The sequence below is a fragment of the Escherichia sp. R1 genome (genome assembly GCF_003000935.1).
Classification (GTDB): Bacteria; Pseudomonadota; Gammaproteobacteria; order Enterobacterales; family Enterobacteriaceae; genus Escherichia; species Escherichia coli.
In genome coordinates, this window is the sequence record NZ_PSRU01000004.1 from 170,312 (window position 1) to 194,804 (window position 24,493).

Below are 24,493 nucleotides of genomic sequence, written 5' to 3' on the forward strand. Positions count from 1 at the left end.
CACCTCTTTCACCATTCCCGCCTTGAGGATTGCGCGTAAATCGTGCATAACTCCCTTATGTGCATTTCACGGGATGGAAGACCATGAAATTTATTGGGAAGCTGCTTCTCTACATTCTCATCGCTCTGTTAGTGGTGATCGCTGGCCTCTATTTTCTTCTGCAAACTCGCTGGGGAGCAGAACATATCAGCGCATGGGTTTCCGAGAATAGCGACTATCATCTGGCCTTCGGGGCGATGGATCACCGTTTTTCCGCGCCATCTCATATCGTGCTGGAGAACGTCACGTTTGGCCGTGATGGCCAGCCCGCGACCCTGGTAGCAAAAAGTGTCGACATTGCGCTAAGCAGTCGGCAACTGACCGAACCACGCCATGTCGATACCATCCTGCTGGAAAACGGGACGCTGAATCTCACCGACCAGACCGCGCCGCTACCGTTCAAAGCCGATCGTCTGCAACTGCGTGATATGGCGTTTAATAGCCCGAATAGCGAATGGAAACTGAGCGCGCAGCGGGTAAATGGCGGCGTGGTTCCGTGGTCACCAGAAGCCGGTAAAGTGCTGGGTACGAAGGCACAGATTCAGTTTAGTGCCGGATCGCTTTCGCTCAATGATGTTCCTGCCACCAATGTACTGATTGAAGGCAGTATTGATAACGATCGCGTTACGCTGACTAACCTGGGTGCCGACATCGCCCGCGGGACATTAACCGGAAACGCGCAGCGTAACGCTGACGGCAGCTGGCAAGTGGAAAACCTGCGCATGGCGGATATCCGTCTACAAAGCGAAAAATCGCTAACCGACTTCTTTGCACCATTACGCTCTGTCCCGTCGTTGCAGATTGGTCGCCTGGAAGTCATCGACGCTCGTTTGCAAGGTCCGGACTGGGCGGTGGCCGACCTCGATCTCAGCTTGCGCAACATGACCTTCAGTAAAGATGACTGGCAGACACAGGAAGGTAAACTGTCGATGAACGCCAGCGAGTTTATTTATGGCTCGCTGCATTTATTTGATCCGATTATAAACGCGGAATTTTCCCCGCAGGGCGTAGCACTGCGCCAGTTCACCAGCCGCTGGGAAGGGGGTATGGTCAGAACGTCAGGAAACTGGCAACGCGACGGGAAAACGCTGATCCTCGATGATGCGGCAATTGCCGGACTGGAATATACCTTGCCCAAAAACTGGCAACAGTTGTGGATGGAAACGACACCCGGTTGGTTAAACAGCCTGCAACTGAAGAGATTTAGCGCCAGCCGCAATCTGATCATTGATATCGACCCTGACTTCCCGTGGCAGCTCACCGCGCTCGATGGTTACGGTGCCAATCTGACGCTGGTTACCGATCATAAATGGGGCGTCTGGAGTGGCTCGGCGAATCTGAATGCCGCCGCCGCAACGTTTAATCGTGTTGATGTCCGTCGTCCGTCGCTGGCGCTAACTGCCAACAGCAGCACGGTGAATATCAGCGAACTGAGTGCATTTACTGAAAAAGGCATTCTGGAAGCCACCGCCAGTGTTTCACAAACGCCACAACGTCAGACCCATATCAGCCTGAATGGACGCGGTGTGCCGGTGAATATTTTGCAACATTGGGGATGGCCTGAATTACCGTTGACTGGCGACGGCAATATTCAGCTTACCGCCAGTGGCGATATTCAGGTCAATGTCCCGCTGAAACCTACGGTTAGCGGGCAATTGCATGCCGTGAATGCCGCAAAGCAGCAAGTGACTCAAACCATGAATGCGGGCGTAGTTTCCAGTAGTGAAGTTACGTCGACGGAGCCGGTGCAGTAAAAATAAGGACGCTAGCGGATATCAGCGCTAGCGTTCCCCGTTATTAGCGCAAAATTCCATACTCACCGCACAATAACCATTTCACCGGTTCATCTTCTTCTATCGCCGGAAAACGTCCTCCCGGCTCAAGAAAATAATTATCGTGTTGGTCATCATTTACCATCGAGATTTCCCAGCCGAGAACAAACGCTTTTTCCGCCCAGAAGCGATGATACAGACGCGGCGGCAGGCAAATGCCCTGCCCCGGCTTTAGCACCAGCGTTTCACCAGGTTTCATGGTACGCCGCTGACCATCAACACTCACGGTAATGACTCGTTGATCATCACAGAGATTGGCTTCGTTGGCCCAGGCCAACTGCATGCATAAGTCTCCACCGCCCCGATTGAGGATATCTTCCATTTTGTGGGTGTGAAAATGCCAGGGAGTCTGCTGATCTTGTTGGATCTGCAACATTTTCTCAGCATACGGTTTTGGATATGCCGCCGACCCCAGCGCGCCGTTGCGCATCGTTAGCAGTGTTAGTCCCGTTTGGTTGAAATCACCACGACCAAAATCGGTGATATCCCAACCGAGCTGTAAGTCGACCACTTCTTGCCAGTTATCCCGTTCCCGCTGCAGCCAGTCATCCACCGTAAAATAGGCGAACTCTGGCAAACAAACGCGGAAGGTCTGCGCAATGGCATGTGCTTTATCAATAACATAATTAATTTGTGAACGTTTCATTGGCTTCTCCGTTGCGCATAGCAAGCCAGGCAGCGCCACGCATTCCGCTACTGTCGCCGTGCTGTGCTTTTACAATGGGAGTGGTGAATTGATCGGTGAAAACCAGTGGAGCGACTTCTGCGTTCAGATCGGTGATAAGCAGTTCCACATTCGAAAGCCCGCCGCCGATCACAATCACGCCAGGGTCAACAACGTTAACGATGGTTGCCAGCGTGCGGGCAAGCTGTTGGCGAAAACGTGCCACCTGCTGCATGGCACAAGCATCACCACGTTGTGCCAGGGTGACAATCGCCGCAGGAGTGAGCAAGTTACCAGTCATCTGTTGATAGCGTTCACTAAAACCGCTGCCGGAAACAAACGACTCCACGCAGTTGTGTTTGCCGCAATAGCAACTGACTGATGGACCATCTTCCTGCTCCGTATAGCCTGGCAACGTGATATGACCGCATTCGGCAGCATTTCCCCAGGCCCCTATAAACGGTCGTTGCTTGATGGCAATGCCACCGCCGCAGCCCGTACCAAGCGTAATACCAAATACCACGTCATAATCTTGCCCGGCACCGTCGCAAGCTTCTGATAGCGCGAAACAGTTACCATCATTGGCTATCACCACCGGTTGCCCAAGCAATTGCTGCAAATCAGCCTGTAACGCATGACCGTTAATCACCTGAATATTCGCGTTTTTAATCAGGCCAGTGAGTGGCGAGATACTGCCGGGTAAGGCGATCCCTGTCAGCATCGGTCGTTGAACGTCCCGCCTAATCTGCTCGATAAGCGCCACAACGCATGAGACAAATTGTTGATATGTCGACTTTTGCGTCGGGCAGCGGTAACGGCGAATCTCCCAGCCATGCGCATCCATGACAACGGCGGCGATTTTGGTCCCACCAATATCCAACCCCAGATAGTGCATATCTCGTTCCTTGTTGCGTAAAAGGCGGGTCACCCCGCCCTTCTGGCTTAGTACAGTGATGCTTTACCGAGCGAACCGAACAGTTTCATTTTGTGGCGAATGACTTCCCGCGCCGCGTTAATCGCATCCGGATAGATGACGTTCGGGTCCCACCAGCTCTCTTTAGCGAGAATTTCACGCACTTTCTGGAAATAGGCGTATTTCATATCGCTGGAGATATTGATTTTGCCGACGCCGAGCGTAACTGATTCAGCAATCTCCGCGTCCGGGTTTGCCGAACCACCGTGTAGTACCAGCGGAATATCAATGCGTCCGGCAATGTCGCGCAAAATGTCCATTTGCAGCTTCGGTTGCATCCCTTTTGGATAGATGCCGTGTGCCGTACCAATCGCTACCGCCAGTGTGTCGGCACCTGTACGAGCAATAAAATCGGCGGCCTGCGCCGGATCTGTGTAGGTCACTTGTGAAACACCACCTTCCACCGACGTTCCTGTTTGTCCGATGGTTCCCAGTTCACCCTCAACCGATACTCCAACCGCGTGAGCGAGGCGAACCACTTCTGCGGTCAGCGCCACGTTTTCTTCATACGGCAGCAGCGAACCGTCGATCATTACTGAGGTAAATCCGCAGCGAATCGCACGCAAAACATGCTCTACAGAGGCACCATGATCGAGGTGCAGTACAAACGGGACCGGACTACGCTGGGTAATTTCGCGAACGTGAGCGAAAAAGGCATCGCCCACAAAATCATGTTCGCTGGGATGGATGGCAATAATCGCCGGAGTATTTGTCGCTTCTGCTTCATCCACGACTGCGCGAAGGAAACAGTTATCCGCCACATTAAATGCGCCAATGGCAAAGCCGTGCTGGCGGGTAGGTTGCAGTAATTCTTTCATCGAAACTAACATGTTAAATCTCCAGTTTCAGCGTGTAGTCCGCCCTGCCGGTGCGTTATTGCACTGGCATAAAGGCCATGACAGAAAATGAATCAGGCTTTGCCGATAGCGCCGCTCGCCTGTAAATACGGTGTAATCGCTTCTTCGAAGGCCAGTTCCATAGCTTTCAGCGCGTCCACCAGTTCAATGGATATATCGTGACAGAGGGTATGCAGGAGCGCGGATTTCCCCCGTTCAAAAATGGCCGCCCCCACGTTGATTTTTGCTACCCCCAGCGTCGTACAGAGCTGGAGCTGATCGAACGGCGTACCGCTACCGCCATGTAATGCCAGAGGCACGCTCGAGCAGCGCGAAATCTCCGCCAGACGCTGAAAATCAATAGCAGGTACAACGCCAGGCGCGTACATGCCGTGCGCCGTGCCTACCGAGACGGCCAGTAGATCAATGCCTGTCTGCGCGATAAACGGTTCCACATCAGTGGGTTGCGTCATCAGGTCTGCATTGGCGGCCTGGTCGTAACGCGGCGCATCTGCCAGATGGCCCAGTTCGCCTTCCACGCAGAGCTGCACGCTGGCGGCGAGTTCCACCACCGCCCTGGTCTGGCGCACGTTTTCCTCCAGGGGAAAAGCAGAAGCATCAATCATTAATCCGCTGAAACCAGCACGAAACGCCTGACGAATACAGTCCGGATTTTTGCCATGATCAAGCGCCAGAGCGACCGGTACTGAGGCAGATTCCGCGAGCGTTTTAACCACTGCCGCCGCGACGGGTGCAGGAAAATGCGCCAGATGCCCCTGATAGAGATTGAGAATGATCGGAGCGCGATTCTTCTCCGCCACGCGGATAGCTGCGTGAGCACTTTCCAGATTCATACAGTTGATCGCCAGTAAGGCGTAATGTTCATGCCAGGCTTTCATCACCATACTTTTCATATCGGCAAACATAGGGCCTCCGGTTATTCGAGGGTGAAAGTGATCTCTTCATCTTTCAGCTTTTGATCGCTCAGTTCGTCAAACTCTTCGTCACGTTCCGTTACCGGTTTCTTCCAGAGTGAAAGCATCACGCCACAAATCACCGTGCCTATACCCAGCGCCAGGCAAAACAGCAGAGGATGGGTGAACAGAGGCACAACAAACATGCCGCCATGCGGAACCGGACTCTCCACGCCCCACACCATGATTAAGCCGCCCGCGACCGCCGATGCCACCACACAAGATCCCACTACTCGCAGCAGGTCACGCGCGGCGATCGGAATGACTCCTTCAGTGATCATGCAGATCCCCATCGGAAACGCGGCTTTCAGCGCCTCGCGCTCCGCACGGGTGTATTTATGGCGTGTCAGTAAGAACGAAAGTGTGATGCCAAACGGAGGGATGATTGAGCCGACAAATTTCACGGCTTCTGGTCCGTAGACGCCACTGACCAGCAAGCCATCGGAAAACAGCGACATGGTTTTGTTGACCGGACCACCGAAATCGAAGGTTGCCATCGCGCCAAGTATGGCCCCCATCAGGAAGCGCGATCCGCCCTGCATCGACTCGAGCAAATGAATCAGTGCTTCTTGTAACCAGGCGATGGGTTTACCAATCAGCGTCATCATTAACAGCCCACCGATAATGGTGCTTAATACCGGCAACACCATGATTGGCATGAGTCCTTGCATCGACTGCGGCAGGCGGATATAGCGTTTAAGTAGCAAAATGGTGTAGCCCACCAGGAAACCACCCAACATACCGCCAATAAATCCGGTATGGATTTGCCCGCAGAGAAAGCCGACAATCAGGCCCGGGGCAAATCCGGGACGATCGGCAATAGAATAGGCAATTGCCGCGCTAATCAGCGGCACAATCAGCCCCATTCCCCAGCCGCCAATCTGATTAAGCATCCACGGGATTGTTCCTGTTTTTTCACCAACATCTGTACCGCCAAGAACTTGCCCCAACGCAATACATATCCCGGCGGCCACAATAAGGGGTATCATCCACGAGATGCCGGTTAATAAATGTTTTTTAATTTCCTGTGAAACCGGAATTTTATTGTCTTTCATATTAAGATCCCTCCAGTATAAGGATCATTTGTTTCCCAGTGATTTTTCGACCTTTTCAAGAAATTGAACGGGCGATTTAATGACGATCTCTGTCTTTACTCGCACAATACGTTTATTGGTGAAGCGTTCTTCTCCTTTTATTTTCACATCTACAGCAAGAATCACGACGTCAGCAGCAGAGATATCTGCCGCCTGTAATTCATTTTCTGTACCAATGGTTCCCTGGGTTTCAACTTTAATGGTATGGCCCAGAGCTTTTGCTCCTTTGATTAACTTTTCACGAGCAATATAGGTATGAGCAATACCCGCCGTACAGGCGGCAACACAGACAATATTCATGACATACTTCCTGTTATTTAGCAGACATCGGATTGTGCATACTGACTAAAGAGATCAATGATTTTTTGCGGACTCGTCTCAACTAATAATTGTTCTATGATGTCATCATCCGCCAGCGCGCCCGCGACCTGGGAAAGTAAACGGATATGGGTGGTATTTTGATCTTCAAGACGTACCGCAAATAAAATAATACAGCGCACGCTACTGCCATCCAGCGTTTCCCAGGGAATATCCTGGCGGGTACGGCCAATTGCCAGCGTAGTATTAATTACCGCAGAAGATTTACCATGCGGGATCGCAATATGATTTTCAAAACCAGTCGAGCCTTCCGCTTCGCGCTGCCAGACATCTTTAATAAAGGTTTCCCGACAATCGATCGCACCATCTTTTTTGAGAAGATTAGTTAATTCTTCAATCGCCTCCGCTTTATTCGTCGCTTGCATATCTAAAATAACGCGATTCGTATTCAGGATTTTTGTTATGTCCATTCGTCATACCTCATAAAATTCTGACATTAAATTTCAACGACCCGAGACGTCGCATGATGTAATTTTTCCGTAATCACCATTTCAGTGACCCGCTTAATATCGGCATCATTAAAAAAAGCGGTAACATAAGCGACCGGCATAGTGACTGTAGGCAAATTAATGGTCGAAATAATCAGTTCGATATTGTCAGGCAAAACCTGTGATAAATTCGCTGCTGAAATAACATCAACAATCGTCCATTCAGGAAATGCTCGCAGAATACGGCTTTTCAGTAGATGCGAAGTTCCGATTCCGGTTGAACAGACCAGTAATACACGTTTACGGGCAATTTGCCGCTCCATCGCAGCCTGAAAATGAACGGTCAGGTAACCCACTTCATCCTCGCTCACTGCATTCTCACCCCAGGTTTTAAATACCTGATTCACCACATATTGCGTCAACCGCCAGACATCCGCTAATTCTGCTTTAATATCTTCCAGCAATGGATTACGGATATGAATGCGATAATTTAGACGGTTAATCAGCGGCTTAATATGCACCAATAAGCCATCATATAATGCGCTGTCTTCACTAAAATCGCAGTCCACGATGTCACTGAATACCGTAATTAAACGCCAGGTAATCAGACGCGCTTCATTGCTGGCCTGCATATGTGAAATAATGCTAACATCTTTTTGTCCATCAATCGCCACACCTGATGAAATGATATATTGATAAATAAACCAGACTTCATCATCGGGCAATGTATGTGCAATTCGTTGTTCTATCTTATGAATCATCTGACTGGCAACATTAAAGATATTTTCATCATATTGTCTGGTTTGATCTTCTTCTCTTGATAACGCATTCCCGTGCGTGTTGCGATACATCATAATAAGGATGTGAGTAAAAATGTTAACGTAATAAGGTTCTCCCAAAGACCAACTTAATTCATTTTCCATATCCAGTAACAATGACTGGACAAATAACACCTCTTCTTCTCCAAAATAATGGACTAATGCTTTATAGCTTCCGGGATCCAGACGTGAATACACGACACCTTGCGGCTCATTATGGTTAATAATGCCGTTAATCAGTAATGCCATTGCCTGTCGGACTTGCCCTTCACTACCTTCAATATGCGTACCACTTGGACTGCGGATCAACGATAACCCCAACGGCGCAAGCCAGGACTCAATTACTCTCAGGTCATTAACAATAGAGGCTCCGCTGATAAAGTAGCGTTCTGACAATTTACTGATCGACGTTTCATTCGGTGTTTCACTTAATAACTGCGACGCTATTTTAACGCGCCTGGCATTATTCATTACACCATCAATCTCTTCACATTCTGCCACCAACAAATGATCAAGATGCAGCAAATCAGCAATATTCTCCGCGCTTAACATCACACCCGCGCCAGCACGCTTCTCAACATTTATTCTCCATTGTCCCAGCCATTGCTCAAGTAAACGTAAATCACGTTGAATGGTTTTTTCCGAAACATTTAAATAGCCGGCAATCGTAACAATAGTCGTATATTCCCTTCGAGGTAAAAGGAATCGTAATAATCTGTTTTGTCGCGAGGTAATCATTTGCATTTTTTACCCTTATCACAGATTAAGAAGCCCCATATGGAAGAGCTTCAGTTGCCATCTCTGAGGGTAAATATAAAGCAGAATAATTTCACAACAATACTAAAATCTGTCCGTAATCCGGACAGTGATAAAACAAAGCAAGGCGGTTAAGGGATATTTTTCAGCACAGATCACATTTTCGTGATGAATAATCGTGATCATGCTCGCAAATACGATGGAAGAAATATTTATTACCAGATGTGAGATTATTTACCGGATACGACACAAAACCATTCGTATCCGGCATTCTTCAATAGATTACAACGTAATTGTCAGCGCATTCCCTTGAGGAGTCACCACCAGTCCCTGCTCACTTTCAGCCTGCGAACCGCCTTGCAGACCATTTACTTTCACAACATTGCGCAAGCACAGTGTCCAGTTCTTCGCCTCGCCCGTACCAGTCACAGTAATCGTGTTGCCAGTACGTGCTGCTTTTAAAGTAAAGATCACCGAACCGTCAGCAGTGGGCACTTCACAGACAGCCTCATGCCCGTCTTGCAGATTAAAGAGGTGGAATGCCGTACCTTCGTGCCACGCGTAATCGGGACGTTGATCGTTGTTGCCCAGCGCCAGTAGGGTGCTATCACGCACATAAACGGGCAGACTCAGGAAGCTGTGCTGCTGTTTATGCCAGCGACTACCGTCGAGTTCATCGTTGTGCCACAGGTGTGTCCAGCGACCTTCCGGCAGGTAGAACTGCACATCGCCCGCTTCAGTGAACACAGGCGCAACCATCACGTTGTCGCCTAACATGTATTGACGGTCAAGGTAATCACAAGCCGGATCGTCCGGGAACTCCATCATCATGGCCCGCATCATCGGCGTACCCCGGGCGTTTGCACGTGCAGCTTCACGATACAGATACGGCATCATGCGGCATTTCAGTTGCGTGAAGAAGCGCACCACATCACAGGACTCATCATCGTAGGCCCACGGCACACGATAAGATTTGCTGCCATGTAAACGGCTATGGCTGGAAAGCAAACCAAACGCGCACCAGCGTTTGTAAACGTGCGCCGGAGCGGTATTTTCAAAGCCGCCGATATCGTGGCTCCAGAAGCCAAAACCTGAAAGGCCAATAGACAAACCACCGCGCAGGCTTTCCGCCATTGATTCGTAGTTAGCGTAACAGTCGCCACCCCAGTGTACCGGAAATTTCTGCGCACCAACGGAGGCCGAGCGGGCAAACAAGACGGCTTCTTCCTCACCAACGGTGTCCTTGAGCACGTTCCACACCAGTTCGTTGTAGATGTACGCATAATGGTTATGCATTTTCTGCGGATCGGAACCATCAAACCACTGAACATCGGTTGGAATACGTTCGCCAAAGTCGGTCTTAAAGCAATCAACGCCCATCGCGACCAGACCTTTCAGTTTGTCGGCGTACCATTTGCAGGCATCCGGATTGGTAAAGTCATAAATCGCCAGACCTGGCTGCCATTTATCCCACTGCCACAGCGAACCGTCCGGGCGTTTGAGTAAATAACCTTTCTCTTGTAACTCTTTAAAGACGGGGGATTTTTGCCAAATATAGGGGTTAATCCAGACGCAGATTTTCAGCCCTTTCGCTTTCAGACGGCGGATCATCCCTTCCGGGTCCGGAAAAGTCAGCGGGTCCCACTCAAAATCGCACCACTGGAAGGCTTTCATCCAGAAACAGTCAAAGTGGAAAACATGCAGCGGCAGATTGCGTTCCGCCATACCATCGATAAAGCTGTTTACCGTCGCTTCGTCGTAGTTGGTGGTAAATGAAGTGGTTAGCCACAGACCGAAGGCCCACGCGGGCGGCAGCGCCGGACGGCCAGTAAAACGGGTATAACGATCAAGTACCGCTTTCGGCGTCGGGCCGTCGATAACAAAGTATTCGAGATATTCACTCTCAACGCTGAACTGTACTTTGGAGACTTTCTCCGATCCCACTTCAAAAGAGACGCATTGAGGATGATTGACCAGTACCCCATAACCACGGTTAGTCATATAAAACGGGATATTTTTATACGCCTGTTCAGTACTTGTGCCGCCGTCCCGGTTCCAGGTCTCTACCGTCTGACCATTGCGCACCAGGGCAGTAAAGCGCTCTCCCAGACCGTAAACTGTTTCGCCAACGCCAAGATCCAGCCGCTCAAACATATAATTTCGTTGATTATTCGTGTCCTGCACGTAGCCGTTATTTTTCACCTGACTACCGGTAATACGTTCGCCGTTGCGCAGAAAATCCAGTGACCAGAACTCACCTTTGCTGACACGCGCACTTAAGTTGCCACTTTTAAACTCAGCGTAACGTTCTGTGTTTTCGATAGTGACCTTCACGTCCTGCAAAATATTGAGCGGGTAATGAGGACCGTTATTCAGCGCCCCCTGAAAATGCTCAATCCGTACACCGACAATACCTTCCTGTGGGGAGAAAAAGCGCAGCGTAAATAAAGGCGTATCAAGCTGCCAGGTACGTTCACGCACATCACGAGGGGCAGCATAGACCACCATTTCATTACCCTGCTGTTCAACCTCGAACACCTGAAGCGGGTGAATCAAATTGAGGCCAGGTTGAATCAACCAGTTTCCGTCGCTAATTTTCATTGCCGTTCCTTAGTTCTGCACTTCTTGAGAGGTGAATTGTTGCTGGCAACGGCGTTTGCCCTGCGCCAGCTGTTCCATAACGGTTTTCAGATTGTGCGTCGTGAGCGAGTAGTAGCGTTTAGCGATAATCGCGCTCAGCAAGTAACAGATCGCCGGAACAATCGTGAATAGCGCGATAATGATGCTAATTGTGACGCTGTTCTGCGCTTTTTCTGCCGCATCATATCCGCCATAAGCCAGCATCCAGCCGATAAGGGCACCACCGAAGGCCAACCCCAGTTTGAGCACAAACAGCGTGCCAGCAAAACTGATCCCGGTCAGGCGTTTACCATTGCACCACTCGCCGTAGTCGACGGTATCGGACATCATTACCCACTGGATAGGTGTCACCAGTTGATGCAACACACCAATCACGAAGATGAAGACAAACATGGTGATGCTGGCCTGCATAGGAACAAAGAACATCGCGAGGCTAATCACTGCCAGCAGGGCGTTCGTCCACCAGAAGATAGTGACTTTACATTTCCAGTCGGTCAGCGGTTTCGCCAGTGCGGAACCAATCAGGTTACCCACGCAATAAGTGGTGAGAAAAGCGACAAATACTTCCGGCGTGCCCAAAATCCATGTGACGTAATACATCATCGCCCCACCGCGTACGCACACCGCCAGGATATTGAAAATGGTCAGGAAACCGACAATACGCCACTGGTCGTTTTGCCAGATATCACGTAAATCATCCCGCATAGACGTCGTTGTAGGTGGTGCTTCAACGCGTTCTTTAGTGGTGAAGAAACAGAATGCCAGCATCATAAATGCCACCACGGAAAGGACCGCGATACCGCCCTGGAAACCGAGAGGTTTATTATCACCACCAATTAAATTAACCAGTGGCATCATCAGAACAGTAGAGAGCATGCCTCCCGCGGTCGCCAGCACAAAACGCCAGGATTGCAGCGAGATACGCTGAGTCGGGTCATTGGTGATTACACCACCCAATGCGCAGTAAGGGATATTGACGATGGTATAAAGTAAGGTAAGTAGGGTGTAAGTAATTGCTGCATAAATCATTTTTCCGTTCATACTGAGATCTGGCGTGCTATAGGCCAGTACACAGACGATCCCGAATGGCAGTGCGCCAAACAGCACCCACGGCCGAAATTTACCCCAGCGAGAGCGCGTTCGATCGGCCAACAACCCCATGCAAGGATCGGAAATCGCATCCAGTGCACGAGCGACCAAAAACATGGTTCCGACAAATCCGGCAGGAATGCCAAAAATATCGGTATAAAAGAACATCATATATAACATTACGTTATCGAAAATAATGTGGCTGGCGGCGTCTCCCATGCCATAACCAATTTTCTCTTTAACGGACAACACTTCACTCTTCATCTGCTTTTCCTTGATGCTATAGGGGTGCTGAGACCGATAACGCATTTTGTAAACCATCCCTGCGAGAGCGAATATTCCGATATCTGGTTATTAATTTATGATTCTTGTTTTATGTGATCGTGGTAGCGTTAATTTCGCTCATATATCATTGTAAAATATGAGTTTTATATGAACTATAATGTTTTCGTGATAATACGCTGCGTGTATTAGGCGGAAAAAACTGATCTGGGGGATGTAGAAACTCAAGGAAGTAGCTATAATGCGCCCCGCCTCCATGTAGCAATCGAGGCGCGGAAGATCGTCGTCTCCGGTGAGGCGGCTGGACTTCAAATCCAGTTGGGGCCGCCAGCGGTCCCGGGCAGGTTCGACTCCTGTGATCTTCCGCCAAAATGCCTCTCCTGAACTCTCCCGACGTCAACAACACTCCTTCGGAGGCGACATGTCAGACAAAGACTTAACCCAGCCCCCAGCAGGCGAGTTTATTATGTTTGCCAGCGGTGACGGAAGAGTGCGTGTTGAATGTCGCTTTGAGTCAGACACAATCTGGTTATCCCAGGCGGCAATGGCTGAACTGTACGATAAAGATGTTCGCACTATTAACGAACATTTAATCAATATATTTTCCGAAGGTGAACTTGTTCAAAACTCAACCATCCGGAAATTCCGGATAGTTCGCCAGGAAGGAAAACGTCAGGTTTCCAGAGAGATAGACCATTACAACCTCGAAGCCATTCTCGCTGTCGGCTATCGCGTTCGCTCGCCTCGAGGCACGCAATTCCGCCAGTGGGCCACCCAGACGCTTCAGGAATACCTGATCAAAGGTTTTGTGATGGACGATGAGCGGCTGAAGAATCCGCCTGTCGGTTCATCGGTTGTGCCCGACTATTTTGATGAGATGCTTGAACGCATCCGCGATATTCGCGCCAGCGAGCGTCGGGTATATTTGCGGGTGCGGGAGATCTTTGCTTTAGCTGCCGACTATCAGCCATCGCTTAAAGAAACCACGCAATTTTTTCAAACCATCCAGAATAAACTGCATTTTGCCTGTACCGGGCATACCGCTGCGGAACTCATCCACAAACGAGCAGATGCCAACCAGCCGCACATGGGCTTGACCAGTTATAAAGGTGAAGAGGTACGTAAGGGCGACGTGACGGTGGCAAAAAATTATCTCACCCAGGATGAGGTCAGCGAACTTAATCGCGTGGTTAATATGTGGCTGGACTTTGCCGAGGATCAGGCCCGTCGTCGTCAGCAAGTCTTTTTGCGCGACTGGCAGGATAAGCTGGATCAGTTCCTGCAATTTAACGACCGAGAGGTTCTACAGGGCGCTGGTAAAATCAGCAAGAAAATGGCCGATGAAAAAGCGCAGGCGGAGTATGTTCAGTTTGCCGAACAACAACGGCGCTTAAAAGAAGCCGAAGGCGAGAAGGATATCGCTGGTTTGCTACAGTGGAATAAAGAGTCGAAAAAGTAGCCCGGAATCCCCCCAAACGCCATACGCAAAACCATTTGGGGGTACTTATGGGGTTACTCATTTATCAAATTCAAAATATAAACATTAAATCAATAACTTAACCATCAAATGCGACTCCTGTGATCGCCAAAATGCCTCTTCAGTGATCCCCATCCTGCTTATTTCTGAGCAACCTGACCCTGCTGATGTATCTGGTAGTATGACAGAGTGATTCGTTTTTCTTGCCGAGTGTACGAAAACGTCTTCCTTGCCACCGACTATCAACCGTCACTCAAAAAAACCTCTCTTTTTTTCAAGCTATCAAGAATAAGTTGCATTTTATCTGCACCGGACACCAGCCATCCATATATGGCTTTTACCTGCTACAAAGATGAAGAAGTGCATAAATGTGATGTTAAAACAATCAAAGAAAAATTACATGCGCAATAATTTCACTATAACATTATAATCCATGGTGAAAATAACACTGCACAAGGATTGTCATCATCAAACTCATCGGAACTATTTTTTCTGTCGTCATTGGTGTAATACTGATTGTAAGTATCCTTTCAGGAGATTATTTTTGCCGTGTGGGGCATGGAACTTGTAAAGCAGCCAAAAGCGCTAGGCATTTAATTGAAAGTAAAGAGAAAAACAGAAGTAGTCGCGTCAAAGTCTTTAGCACGCATATTAATTTGAGTCATCCAGCGGCATCCTGGCTAGCAACTCAAACTTGCGCTACCAATATATTCAATCTGTTTCAAAACAATAATGCCATTTATTTATTCGAAAACGATAATAAAATTGAACTGCGAATGGGGCATGATTCTTTTTTCTCTATTGAAACGATTGATAAAATTAACAAAGAAAACATCAAAGAAATAAAACTAAAAAATGAGACAACATATATTTATCTTCCTAATCCAACCATTTTAATAACCACGACATCAACACCTGAACGACAGTTTTCTATTTCTGTTCTGAATGATGACAACAAAGAAAATATACCTACCGATACCGCACCTTGTTTTACAATTGGTATTCCTGATGAATATACTAAAGCCATAGAGTTATTGAACATTAAATAATTAAATTTCATAGTGAGTTTTTTTAAATACCATATGAATAATTGTTATATGTCATTATTTCCTCCATTCACTAAAACTGATTGATTACTCTACTCCCTCACCGTCATCGGTAGTGGTATCCTTAACGTATATTGATGAAAAGACAAAACAGTATGCAGAGGGAAAAATGGGTTCCACCAGAAAGGGGATGCTGAACGTTCTGATTGCCGCCGTGTTGTGGGGAAGTTCAGGGGTCTGCGCGCAATACATCATGGAGCAAAGCCAGATGTCGTCGCAGTTTTTGACTATGACGCGTTTGATATTCGCCGGTTTGATTCTGCTGACGCTATCATTTGTTCATGGTGATAAAATCTTTTCTATTATTAACAATCACAAAGATGCCATTAGCCTACTGATTTTTTCCGTGGTTGGCGCGCTAACCGTACAGCTCACTTTTTTGCTAACCATCGAAAAATCGAACGCAGCCACGGCAACGGTGCTGCAATTCCTCTCACCGACTATTATCGTCGCCTGGTTCTCACTGGTGCGTAAATCCCGCCCAGGCATTCTGGTTTTCTGCGCTATTTTGACATCGCTGATCGGGACTTTTTTATTGGTGACACACGGTAATCCGACGTCATTATCGATCTCTCCTGCCGCGTTATTCTGGGGGATTGCCTCGGCATTTGCTGCTGCATTCTATACCACCTATCCCTCAACGCTGATTGCCCGCTATGGCACGTTACCGGTCGTCGGCTGGAGTATGCTGATTGGCGGTCTGATCCTGCTGCCCTTTTATGCCAGACAAGGGACAAACTTTGTCGTTAACGGCAGTTTGATTCTGGCGTTTTTTTATTTGGTGGTCATTGGTACGTCCCTGACATTTAGTCTGTACCTGAAAGGAGCACAATTAATTGGTGGTCCAAAAGCCAGCATTTTAAGCTGTGCAGAACCATTAAGTAGCGCGCTGCTCTCTTTGTTGTTGCTGGGGATCACCTTCACATTGCCGGACTGGCTGGGAACGCTGCTGATTCTGTCATCGGTGATTTTGATTTCAATGGATTCCCGCCGCCGCGCCAGAAAAATAAATCGTCCGGCGCGGCATGAGTGAGAATTACCAGCCAGGCACCGCGCCACCGTTAAAGATGGTTTCTGCCGCTTTAGCGACTTCGGGTGATTGATAAGATTGCAGAAATTCCTTCACGTTTTCTGCATTCTTATTATCTTCCCGTGCCACCAGAATATTCACATACGGCGAATTTTTATCTTCAATAAATACGCTGTCGTTAACCGGAGAAAGTCCTGTTTGCTGGATGTAAGTGGTGCTGATAATCGCTACATCCACTTTCGGGTCGTCCAGTACACGTGGCAACTGTGCCCCTTCCAGCTCCATTATCTGCAAATGGCGTGGATTATCGGTTATATCCAACGCGGTAGGTAATAACCCTTTTCCCTCTTTCAGAGTAATTAGCTTCTCTTTTTGCAGCAGTAAAAGCGCGCGACCAAGGTTAGTCGGGTCGTTGGGGATCGCCACTGTCGCACCTTCTTTTATTTGCGCCACTGTTTTGATTTTTTTGGAATAGCCCGCCATGGGGAAGACAAACGTATTTCCCACCGCTACCAGTTTATAACCATGCGCCTGATTATCTTGTTCAAGAAAGGGTCGATGCTGGAAGACGTTCGCATCAAGCTCGCCATGATTTGTCGCATCGTTCGGTAGCAACGAACCGCTAAATCCTACCAGTTCAACATCGAGGCCATATTTCTCTTTTGCTACCTTTTTAGCGACTTCCGCGACATCTTGTTCTGCGCCATTAATAACGCCAACTTTAATATGCTTTTCATCGCTGCTGCTCTGGTCGCAACCTGCCAGCAGAACTCCTGCCAGTAATAATGCGGCCCCCGCCCGTAGATGATGTGTTGTCAGTTTCATTTTTTTATCCTTTTATTAATGATTACCTGACTATAGCGGTAAGGTCGCTGCAGTTTAAAAAACGAAACGCTATCGATAAGAATAAAAAGGAATAAAAGTGGAATATAAAGTCTGGCACTTCTTACTGACCACGCAAACACCTTTCGTACAGCATGATGAGAGCGGCAAAAGCAAACTACACTTATGCTTCATTCGATGCACATTTGCAGAAGGTTGCCGCTATGAAGCCAACGATGCTACTCATGATTACCGTATTCCTGATTTTTCCAGCCATTTCTCAGGCCGAGTCGCCATTCAGTTCTCTACAGTCGGCAAAAGAGAAAACCACGGTATTGCAAGATTTACGTAAAATTTGCACGCCACAGGCGTCATTATCAGATGAAGCGTGGGAAAAGTTAATGTTGTCAGATGAAAACAATAAACAACATATACGCGAGGCCATCGTGGCGATGGAACGTAATAATCAGAGCAATTATTGGGAAGCGTTGGGTAAGGTAGAATGCCCGGATATGTAAGAACGGCAACAACCACTGACCAACGCTTCTTTACCTGATATCAGGATTTCTTCATTTTCACCTTTGCAGTCACCAACAATGCAGTCAGCAACATCAATGTGCCGGACAACATCAGCGGCGAAGTCAGACCAATGTTATCCAACGCATAACCGCCGATTGCCGCACCGCAGGTGTTAGCAAGCTGAATAACGGCCACCTGAATAGATCCAGCCTTTTCTGCCTGATCGGCCAATGAGCGAGTGATCCACGTTGACCAACCAACGGGAATTAAAGCAAAGGTCAGCCCCCAGATAATCGCCACACCAGTAGCAACAATTTTATCGCTTCCCCACAGCGTCAGTACCAGCGCGCTCAGGGCGAGCACAAACGGTGCGCCCGCTAAGGCCAGTTTCACCGAACGTTTGAGAATAAACGACGAAAGCGATGTCCCGACAAAGCTGGCGATACCAAAACTCAGCAGCACCAGGGTTAAGCCATCAACACCGAATCCCGCCAGATTCATATACACTGGGCGAATATAAGTGAAAAAAGCAAACTGTCCGGCAAAGGACATAAAGATGGCGATCATCCCGGCCATCACTCCCGGACGTTGTAATAAGCGGAAAGTATTTTGTTTCTGATGCGAAGGTTCACCTGGCAGCGAAGGCAGTGATTTGATAATCCAGAAAATACACAGCACACCCATCGCCGCCGCCGCATTAAAGACATTGCGCCAACCGATAAGCTCGCCTAAAAAACTGCCCAACGGCGCGGCAATCACCAGCGCAATAGAAACCGCGCCGAAGATCACCGACAGCGCCTTCGGCACCGTACGCGGCGGTACCAGACGCATGGTCAGCGACGCCGACATCGCCCAGAACCCGCCCAGCGCCAGCCCCAGACAGGCGCGACCGATTAACAGCAGACTGAATGAGTTGGCAAAGGAAACCAGCAAACAGGAAAGCGTCAGCAAAACGGCGAACAGAATGACAACGTAGCGGCGGTCAGTGGCCTGAATGGTCTGGGTAATAAACAAACTGGCAAACATCGCCACAAAGGCGGTCACGGTCACCGATTGCCCGGCAACCCCTTCCGAAATGCCTAAATCCTGGGCCATTGGCGTCAACAAACTGACAGGCAAAAACTCAACGATAATCAGACAGGCGACGCAAAACGCCACCGAGAAAACGGCTGACCAGTTCGGTCGGGTGATGGCATTCGCGCCGCGGTTTTCAGCAATAAATTCACTCATGGTGTTACCCGTGGCATGTTTCAGGGGAAAAGCCGACCAGTCTAACATTGAAATGTGTGATGCATTTAACGTTTTTGCAACTTTTACGATGTTGCTTGAGCTGGAGTTAAGATCGAAACGGAACAGGGCAAAGATTACCGGATGCGGTGTGAACGTCTTATCCACCCACCAGGTCAGGCGCGGTCTGTAGGCTGATAAGACGAAGCGGTTTTAATGCAGCCAGTGAACGCCCTCGGCAGGCTGAAAGAACGCGTTATAGCGCATCTGAAAAGCATTGATATCCTGCATTTCAGGTTCGGTTTCGCGCAGAAAACCCAGCGCCAGCCTGACCTGAGCATCAGTAATCGGCGCGGCAAGGCGGGCTTTTTGTAAAATCCGATGCCATTGCAGCAGGTTCTGTTCGCTACCATCGACAATGACAATTTGCCAGATGAGCAACACCTGCGCGGCGTTTTGCAGGTGCGACTCATCCGGGCGATGCAAATAACGTAAAAATTCGTCACCGGCTGACTTTCCCATTTGATCGACCATCGACTCCACGGGTACGACATCGATGTTCAGCCGATCGCTGAGACGGCGAATCGCTTTTCTGGCCCCGGATGTCAGCACCCGAAAACCAACCACAAACACTACCGCCAGCGTGGCGAGCATTATCCAGATCATGAGTTCTCCTGCGTAATCAGAACTCATGATATCTGGAAACCCTCGCCAGTTACTAATCCACCAGAATAATCTTCAGTGCAAACAGAGTTGCGACCACCACCACACACAGGTTCAGATCGCGCCAGCGCCCGGTGCACACTTTCATGATGCAGTACGACATAAAGCCTAGTGCAATCCCTTCGGTGATCGAGAAAGTAAAGGGCATCATCACCGTGGTAATAAACGCAGGCACCGATTCGGTAAAATCATCCCAGTTAACGCGCGCCAGGCTTGAAGTCATCAGCACGCCAACAAAGATTAACGCTCCGGCGGTTGCGTAAGGAGGAACCATCGCCACCAGCGGTGAGAAGAACATAACTAACAGGAACATAACGCCGACTACGACAGCCGTCAGACCCGTGCGACCACCGACAGCCACACCTGAAGTACTTTCAATATAGGCGGTAACAGACGAGGTACCGATAAACGCACCCGCCACCGAACTGACGCTATCAACACACAGCGCCTTATTCATATTGGGGAATTTACCGTTACTATCTATTAAGCCAGCTTTATCAGTCACACCAATTAATGTCCCTGATGAATCAAATAAGTTGATCAGCATAAAGGAGAAAATGATACCGGCGAGTTCAAGTGATAACGCACCGCTCAAATCCACTTCACCAATGACGCCGCTAATATCAGGCGGAATGGAATAGACGCCGCTAAAATGAACATCTCCGAAAAACAATCCACAGCAAGACGTCACCACAATAGAAACAAGCACCGCGGCATGAAAATGACGTGATGACAACACGGTTATAATAAAAAACCCTAAAATACCTAACAACACGCCGTGAGAACTTAAATCGCCAATCATCACCAGGGTGTCTTTATTGGCGACAATAACGCCAGTATTTTTTAATCCCATTAAGGCGATAAATAATCCGATTCCGCTGGTGATACCAATACGTAAACTTAATGGAATGTTGGAGATCATCCAGTACCGGATACGAAACAGCGTGAGCAAAAATAGCCCAACTGCGCCCCAGAATATCGCGCCCATCCCGGTCTGCCAGGAGATACCCATCGCCCCCACGACCACGAAGGCAAAGAAGGCGTTCAGCCCCATTGCCGGAGCCAGTGCCACGGGTAAGTTAGCAAATACCCCCATCGCAATACTGCCGATACCGGCAATCAAACAGGTGGTAACAAACACCACTTTTGGGTCCATTTGTGCCGCGCCGAGGATTTGCGGGTTCACAAAAACGATGTACACCATGGTTAAAAATGTGGTCATCCCCGCAATCAATTCTGTGCGGACGGTGGTCCCATGCTGAGGTAGTTTAAATAATCGCGAAAGCGTCCCTGATTCATTACTCACGTAATCGGTATTGTCATTATTCATTTTTTTGTCCATTGGAGGAGATTTAATCCCTTGCTTTTGTAAAACAAATGACAACAACGGTTCAGTGATAATTATCACATTTCAATTGCACATTAATGGATATTCTTTAATAATCTCGCGACGTTTCTTTATGATAAATAATAATCAAATTGATAAAATCAAAATGAGAAAAATATGAATAATTCTATTAACCATAAATTTCATCACATTAGCCGGGCTGAATACCAGGAATTGTTAGCCGTTTCCCGTGGAGACGCTGTTGCCGATTATATTATTGATAATGTCTCTATTCTCGACCTGATCAATGGCGGAGAAATTTCCGGCCCAATTGTGATTAAAGGACGTTACATTGCCGGTGTTGGCGCAGAATACGCTGATGCTCCGGCTTTGCAGCGGATTGATGCCCGCGGCGCAACGGCGGTGCCAGGGTTTATTGATGCTCACCTGCATATTGAATCCAGCATGATGACGCCGGTCACCTTTGAAACCGCTACCCTGCCGCGCGGCCTGACGACCGTTATTTGCGACCCTCATGAAATCGTCAACGTGATGGGCGAAGCCGGATTCGCCTGGTTTGCCCGCTGTGCCGAACAGGCAAGGCAAAACCAGTACTTACAGGTCAGCTCTTGCGTACCCGCTCTGGAAGGCTGCGATGTTAACGGTGCCAGTTTTACCCTTGAACAGATGCTCGCCTGGCGGGACCATCCGCAGGTTACCGGCCTTGCAGAAATGATGGACTACCCTGGCGTAATTAGCGGGCAGAATGCGCTGCTCGATAAACTGGACGCATTTCGCCACCTGACGCTGGACGGTCACTGCCCGGGTTTGGGTGGTAAAGAACTTAACGCCTATATTGCTGCGGGTATTGAAAACTGCCACGAAAGTTATCAGTTGGAAGAAGGACGCCGGAAATTGCAACTCGGCATGTCATTGATGATCCGTGAAGGGTCCGCAGCCCGCAATCTCAACGCGCTGGCACCGTTGATCAACGAATTTAACAGCCCGCAATGCATGCTCTGTACCGATGACCGTAACCCGTGGGAGATCGCCCATGAAGGACATATCGATGCCTTAATTCGCCGCCTGATCGAACAACACAATGTGCCGCTGCATGTGGCATATCGCGTCGCCAGCTGGTCGACGGCGCGCCATTTTGGTCTGAATCACCTCGGCTTACTGTCACCCGGCAAGCAGGCCGATATCGTCCTGTTGAGCGATGTGCGTAAGGTCACGGTGCAGCAGGTACTGGTGAAAGGCGAGCCGATCGATGCACAAACCTTACAGGCGGAAGAGTCGGCGAGACTGGCACAATCCGCCCCGCCATATGGCAATACCATTGATCGCCAGCCAGTTTCCGCCAGCGACTTTGCCCTGCAATTTACCCCCGGAAAACGCTATCGCGTTATTGAGGTAATCCATAACGAACTGATCACGCACTCCCGCTCCAGCGTCTACAGCGAAAACGGTTTTGATCGCGATGATGTGTGCTTTATTGCCGTTCTTGAGCGTTACGGACAACGACTGGCTCCGGCCTGTGGTTTGCTCGGCGGCTTTGGCCTGAATGAAGGTGCGCTGGCGGCGACGGTCAGCCATGACAGCCATAATATTGTGGTGATCGGTCGTAGCGCAGAAGAGATGGCGCTGGCGGTCAATCAGGTGATTCAGGATGGCGGCGGGCTGTGCGTGGTCCGTAACGGCCAGGTACAAAGTCATCTACCGTTGCCCATTGCCGGGCTAATGAGCACCGACACGGCGCAGTCACTGGCGGAGCAAATTGACACCTTGAAAGCCGCCGCCCGTGAATGCGGTCCGTTACCGGATGAGCCGTTTATTCAGATGGCGTTTCTTTCCCTGCCAGTGATCCCCGCGCTGAAACTAACCAGTCAGGGGCTGTTTGATGGCGAGAAGTTTGCCTTCACTACGCTGGAATTCACGGAATAATAAAAAAAAGCCCGGCGTCATGCCGGGCAAAAGTCACCAGTTACGTTTATGCCACTGTCAACTGCTGAATTTTTTTCTCGCGGCGGATTTTGCGTTCTTCCATCACCGCCACTATCGCCATCAGGCAGATACAACCAATAGCGGCGATATCCAGCGCGGCGAAGGTGCCTGCCCAGCCGGTAAGGCCAAATACCGGCGTCCCATCGGCAATCATTCCCAGACCTAACTTGGCAAAGCTGTCACCAATCAGGTAAGCGAAGGTGCCTTTAATACCATCGGCAGCGCCAATCGCTTTTTTAGGTACAAAGCCAACAGCAGCCACACCAATCAACAATTGCGGGCCAAAGACCAGGAAACCCAACGCAAAGAGAGAAGCCAGGTAGATATATTGGTTGCTGGCGTGTTGATACACACCGAGCGTGGCGATAATCAGCGCCAGCGCGATACAGGCCACCAGGCCACGGCGACCGTTCGCCAGGTCAGAGAGCCAGCCCCACAGCAGCGTACCGACCAGCGCACCAGCTTCAAACAGCGTAAAGCCCTGAATCGCCACCGCTTTAGAGAGTTTCAGTTCCTGGAACGCATACACGGTTGACCACTGGTCGATACCAATACGCACCACATAGAGGAAAATGTTGGCAAAGCACAGCAGCCAGATCACTTTGTTTTTCAGCACATACTCAACAAAGATCTGCCACTTGGTCATATCGGTAGATTCTGTCTCTTTATCCTCTTCACTGATCTCCTCGCCAAACAGCTCTTCAGCTTTGCCGAGGCCATAAGATTCCGGGGAGTCGCTGCCGTAACGCAGACCAATAAAACCAACAATCAGCGCGATAATCGACGGGAAAATAAACATGCCGATGACATGACCATCGAACAGGTAATTTGCGCCGAACAGCGCCACACCTGCTGCGCCTGCACCACCAAGGTTGTGAGAAATGTTCCAGAAACCGAGGAATGTCCCGCGTTTACGACGCGGCGTCCATTTGGTGATGGTGGAGTAACTGCACGAACCGCCGGTACTCTGGAAAAAGCCGCTTAAGGCGTAGAAGGCAATCATCAGGAACAGGCTAACCGAGCCGCTGCCCATACTGGCGCTGAAGCCCAGCATACAAATGGCAGACAGGATCAGCATGAACGGCAGGAATTGTTTGGTGTTTTTGCCGTCGGCGTAGTAAGAAACCAGCGTTTTACCCACGCCATAAGTGATGGAGAAGCCCAGGCCGATCATCCCCAGCTGCGTCATGCTCAACCCGTAGGTCGAGATCATGTCGTTCTGCGCGATGTTAAAGTTCTTGCGAATCAGGTACATCGTAAGGTAGCCGATAAAGACCACCAGGTAGGATTGCATGAACGGTTTGAACCACATTTTGCGCCGCACTTCGAGCGGAAGGTCCAGGGTCGGCTTGCGAACCTGGTTTAAGAAAGCCAGCATGGGTTACTCCTGAAATGAATACCTGCGTGAGGCATGCATTGTAAAAATCAGCAGCAAATCAGGCCTGAGATAGCGTC

21 protein-coding genes and 1 tRNA gene are annotated in these 24,493 nt (G+C 49.3%); 7 read left to right on the forward strand and 15 right to left on the reverse strand.

Annotated elements, in window-relative coordinates; genetic code table 11:
* Positions 1-83: 83 nt before the first annotated feature.
* Entirely contained in the window at positions 84-1,793 is a 1,710-nt protein-coding gene (locus C4F37_RS06820) for an AsmA family protein (protein ID WP_001774082.1), read from the forward strand.
* Between the two features lie 43 nt (positions 1,794-1,836).
* Here C4F37_RS06820 and C4F37_RS06825 read toward each other — a convergent pair whose 3' ends face one another.
* From C4F37_RS06825 to C4F37_RS06870, 10 genes are all read right to left on the reverse strand, one after another.
* Complete coding sequence (locus tag C4F37_RS06825; RefSeq protein ID WP_001296536.1) at positions 1,837-2,517, reverse strand: D-lyxose/D-mannose family sugar isomerase; 681 nt, start codon at positions 2,515-2,517, stop codon at positions 1,837-1,839.
* A complete protein-coding gene (locus C4F37_RS06830; RefSeq protein WP_000559088.1) occupies positions 2,498-3,430 on the reverse strand; it encodes an ROK family protein in 933 nt (310 codons plus the stop codon). The genes C4F37_RS06825 and C4F37_RS06830 overlap by 20 nt, the downstream gene beginning before the upstream one ends.
* 47 nt (positions 3,431-3,477) lie before the next feature.
* Positions 3,478-4,338, reverse strand: coding sequence for a ketose-bisphosphate aldolase (locus tag C4F37_RS06835; RefSeq protein WP_000961378.1), 861 nt, complete (start codon positions 4,336-4,338; stop codon positions 3,478-3,480).
* An 80-nt stretch (positions 4,339-4,418) separates the two neighbouring features.
* Entirely contained in the window at positions 4,419-5,270 is an 852-nt protein-coding gene (locus C4F37_RS06840) for a class II fructose-bisphosphate aldolase (protein ID WP_001540101.1), read from the reverse strand.
* Between the two features lie 11 nt (positions 5,271-5,281).
* Positions 5,282-6,373, reverse strand: coding sequence for a PTS fructose transporter subunit IIC (locus C4F37_RS06845; RefSeq protein WP_000654324.1), 1,092 nt, complete (start codon positions 6,371-6,373; stop codon positions 5,282-5,284).
* Positions 6,374-6,397: 24 nt separating this feature from the next.
* Positions 6,398-6,712, reverse strand: a complete 315-nt coding sequence (locus tag C4F37_RS06850; RefSeq protein ID WP_001028073.1) for a PTS fructose transporter subunit IIB — start codon at positions 6,710-6,712, stop codon at positions 6,398-6,400.
* Between the two features lie 17 nt (positions 6,713-6,729).
* Positions 6,730-7,200 carry a PTS sugar transporter subunit IIA gene (locus C4F37_RS06855; protein ID WP_000355546.1) on the reverse strand — a complete coding sequence of 157 codons (471 nt, stop codon included), beginning with the start codon at positions 7,198-7,200 and terminating at the stop codon, positions 6,730-6,732.
* Positions 7,201-7,226: 26 nt separating this feature from the next.
* Positions 7,227-8,780, reverse strand: a complete 1,554-nt coding sequence (locus tag C4F37_RS06860) for a BglG family transcription antiterminator (RefSeq protein ID WP_001314234.1) — start codon at positions 8,778-8,780, stop codon at positions 7,227-7,229.
* A gap of 294 nt (positions 8,781-9,074) precedes the next feature.
* Positions 9,075-11,393 carry an alpha-xylosidase gene (yicI, locus tag C4F37_RS06865; protein WP_001540105.1) on the reverse strand — a complete coding sequence of 773 codons (2,319 nt, stop codon included), beginning with the start codon at positions 11,391-11,393 and terminating at the stop codon, positions 9,075-9,077.
* 9 nt (positions 11,394-11,402) lie between these two features.
* A complete protein-coding gene (locus C4F37_RS06870) occupies positions 11,403-12,785 on the reverse strand; it encodes a glycoside-pentoside-hexuronide family transporter (RefSeq protein WP_000834420.1) in 1,383 nt (460 codons plus the stop codon).
* 292 nt (positions 12,786-13,077) lie between these two features.
* Here C4F37_RS06870 and C4F37_RS06875 point away from each other — a divergent pair.
* From C4F37_RS06875 to C4F37_RS06895, 4 genes are all read left to right on the forward strand, one after another.
* Positions 13,078-13,172 (forward strand) — tRNA-Sec (locus tag C4F37_RS06875).
* Positions 13,173-13,224: 52 nt separating this feature from the next.
* A complete protein-coding gene (locus C4F37_RS06880; protein WP_001280585.1) occupies positions 13,225-14,262 on the forward strand; it encodes a virulence RhuM family protein in 1,038 nt (345 codons plus the stop codon).
* A gap of 569 nt (positions 14,263-14,831) precedes the next feature.
* Entirely contained in the window at positions 14,832-15,329 is a 498-nt protein-coding gene (locus C4F37_RS06890; RefSeq protein WP_000509811.1) for a hypothetical protein, read from the forward strand.
* A 166-nt stretch (positions 15,330-15,495) separates the two neighbouring features.
* Positions 15,496-16,419, forward strand: a complete 924-nt coding sequence (locus C4F37_RS06895; RefSeq protein WP_000535950.1) for a carboxylate/amino acid/amine transporter — start codon at positions 15,496-15,498, stop codon at positions 16,417-16,419.
* Between the two features lie 3 nt (positions 16,420-16,422).
* Here C4F37_RS06895 and nlpA read toward each other — a convergent pair whose 3' ends face one another.
* Positions 16,423-17,241, reverse strand: coding sequence for a lipoprotein NlpA (nlpA, locus tag C4F37_RS06900; RefSeq protein WP_000779409.1), 819 nt, complete (start codon positions 17,239-17,241; stop codon positions 16,423-16,425).
* A 221-nt stretch (positions 17,242-17,462) separates the two neighbouring features.
* On the opposite strand from nlpA, the gene yicS reads away from it, so the two are divergent.
* Positions 17,463-17,756 carry a protein YicS gene (gene yicS / locus C4F37_RS06905; protein WP_001297978.1) on the forward strand — a complete coding sequence of 98 codons (294 nt, stop codon included), beginning with the start codon at positions 17,463-17,465 and terminating at the stop codon, positions 17,754-17,756.
* Between the two features lie 40 nt (positions 17,757-17,796).
* On the opposite strand, the gene nepI is transcribed toward yicS, so the two are convergent.
* From nepI to adeQ, 3 genes are all read right to left on the reverse strand, one after another.
* Positions 17,797-18,987 (reverse strand): purine ribonucleoside efflux pump NepI, encoded by a 1,191-nt coding sequence (nepI, locus tag C4F37_RS06910; protein WP_001288559.1) that lies wholly within the window; start codon positions 18,985-18,987, stop codon positions 17,797-17,799.
* A gap of 210 nt (positions 18,988-19,197) precedes the next feature.
* Positions 19,198-19,650 (reverse strand): DUF1198 domain-containing protein, encoded by a 453-nt coding sequence (locus C4F37_RS06920; RefSeq protein WP_001295241.1) that lies wholly within the window; start codon positions 19,648-19,650, stop codon positions 19,198-19,200.
* A 52-nt stretch (positions 19,651-19,702) separates the two neighbouring features.
* Positions 19,703-21,037: an adenine permease AdeQ gene (gene adeQ / locus C4F37_RS06925; RefSeq protein ID WP_001557145.1), complete on the reverse strand. Its 1,335-nt coding sequence runs from the start codon at positions 21,035-21,037 to the stop codon at positions 19,703-19,705.
* Positions 21,038-21,211: 174 nt separating this feature from the next.
* Here adeQ and adeD point away from each other — a divergent pair, with 174 nt between their 5' ends.
* Positions 21,212-22,978, forward strand: coding sequence for an adenine deaminase (adeD, locus tag C4F37_RS06930; protein WP_001540113.1), 1,767 nt, complete (start codon positions 21,212-21,214; stop codon positions 22,976-22,978).
* A 46-nt stretch (positions 22,979-23,024) separates the two neighbouring features.
* Here adeD and uhpT read toward each other — a convergent pair whose 3' ends face one another.
* Positions 23,025-24,416, reverse strand: coding sequence for a hexose-6-phosphate:phosphate antiporter (gene uhpT / locus C4F37_RS06935; RefSeq protein ID WP_000879199.1), 1,392 nt, complete (start codon positions 24,414-24,416; stop codon positions 23,025-23,027).
* Positions 24,417-24,493: the final 77 nt, after the last annotated feature.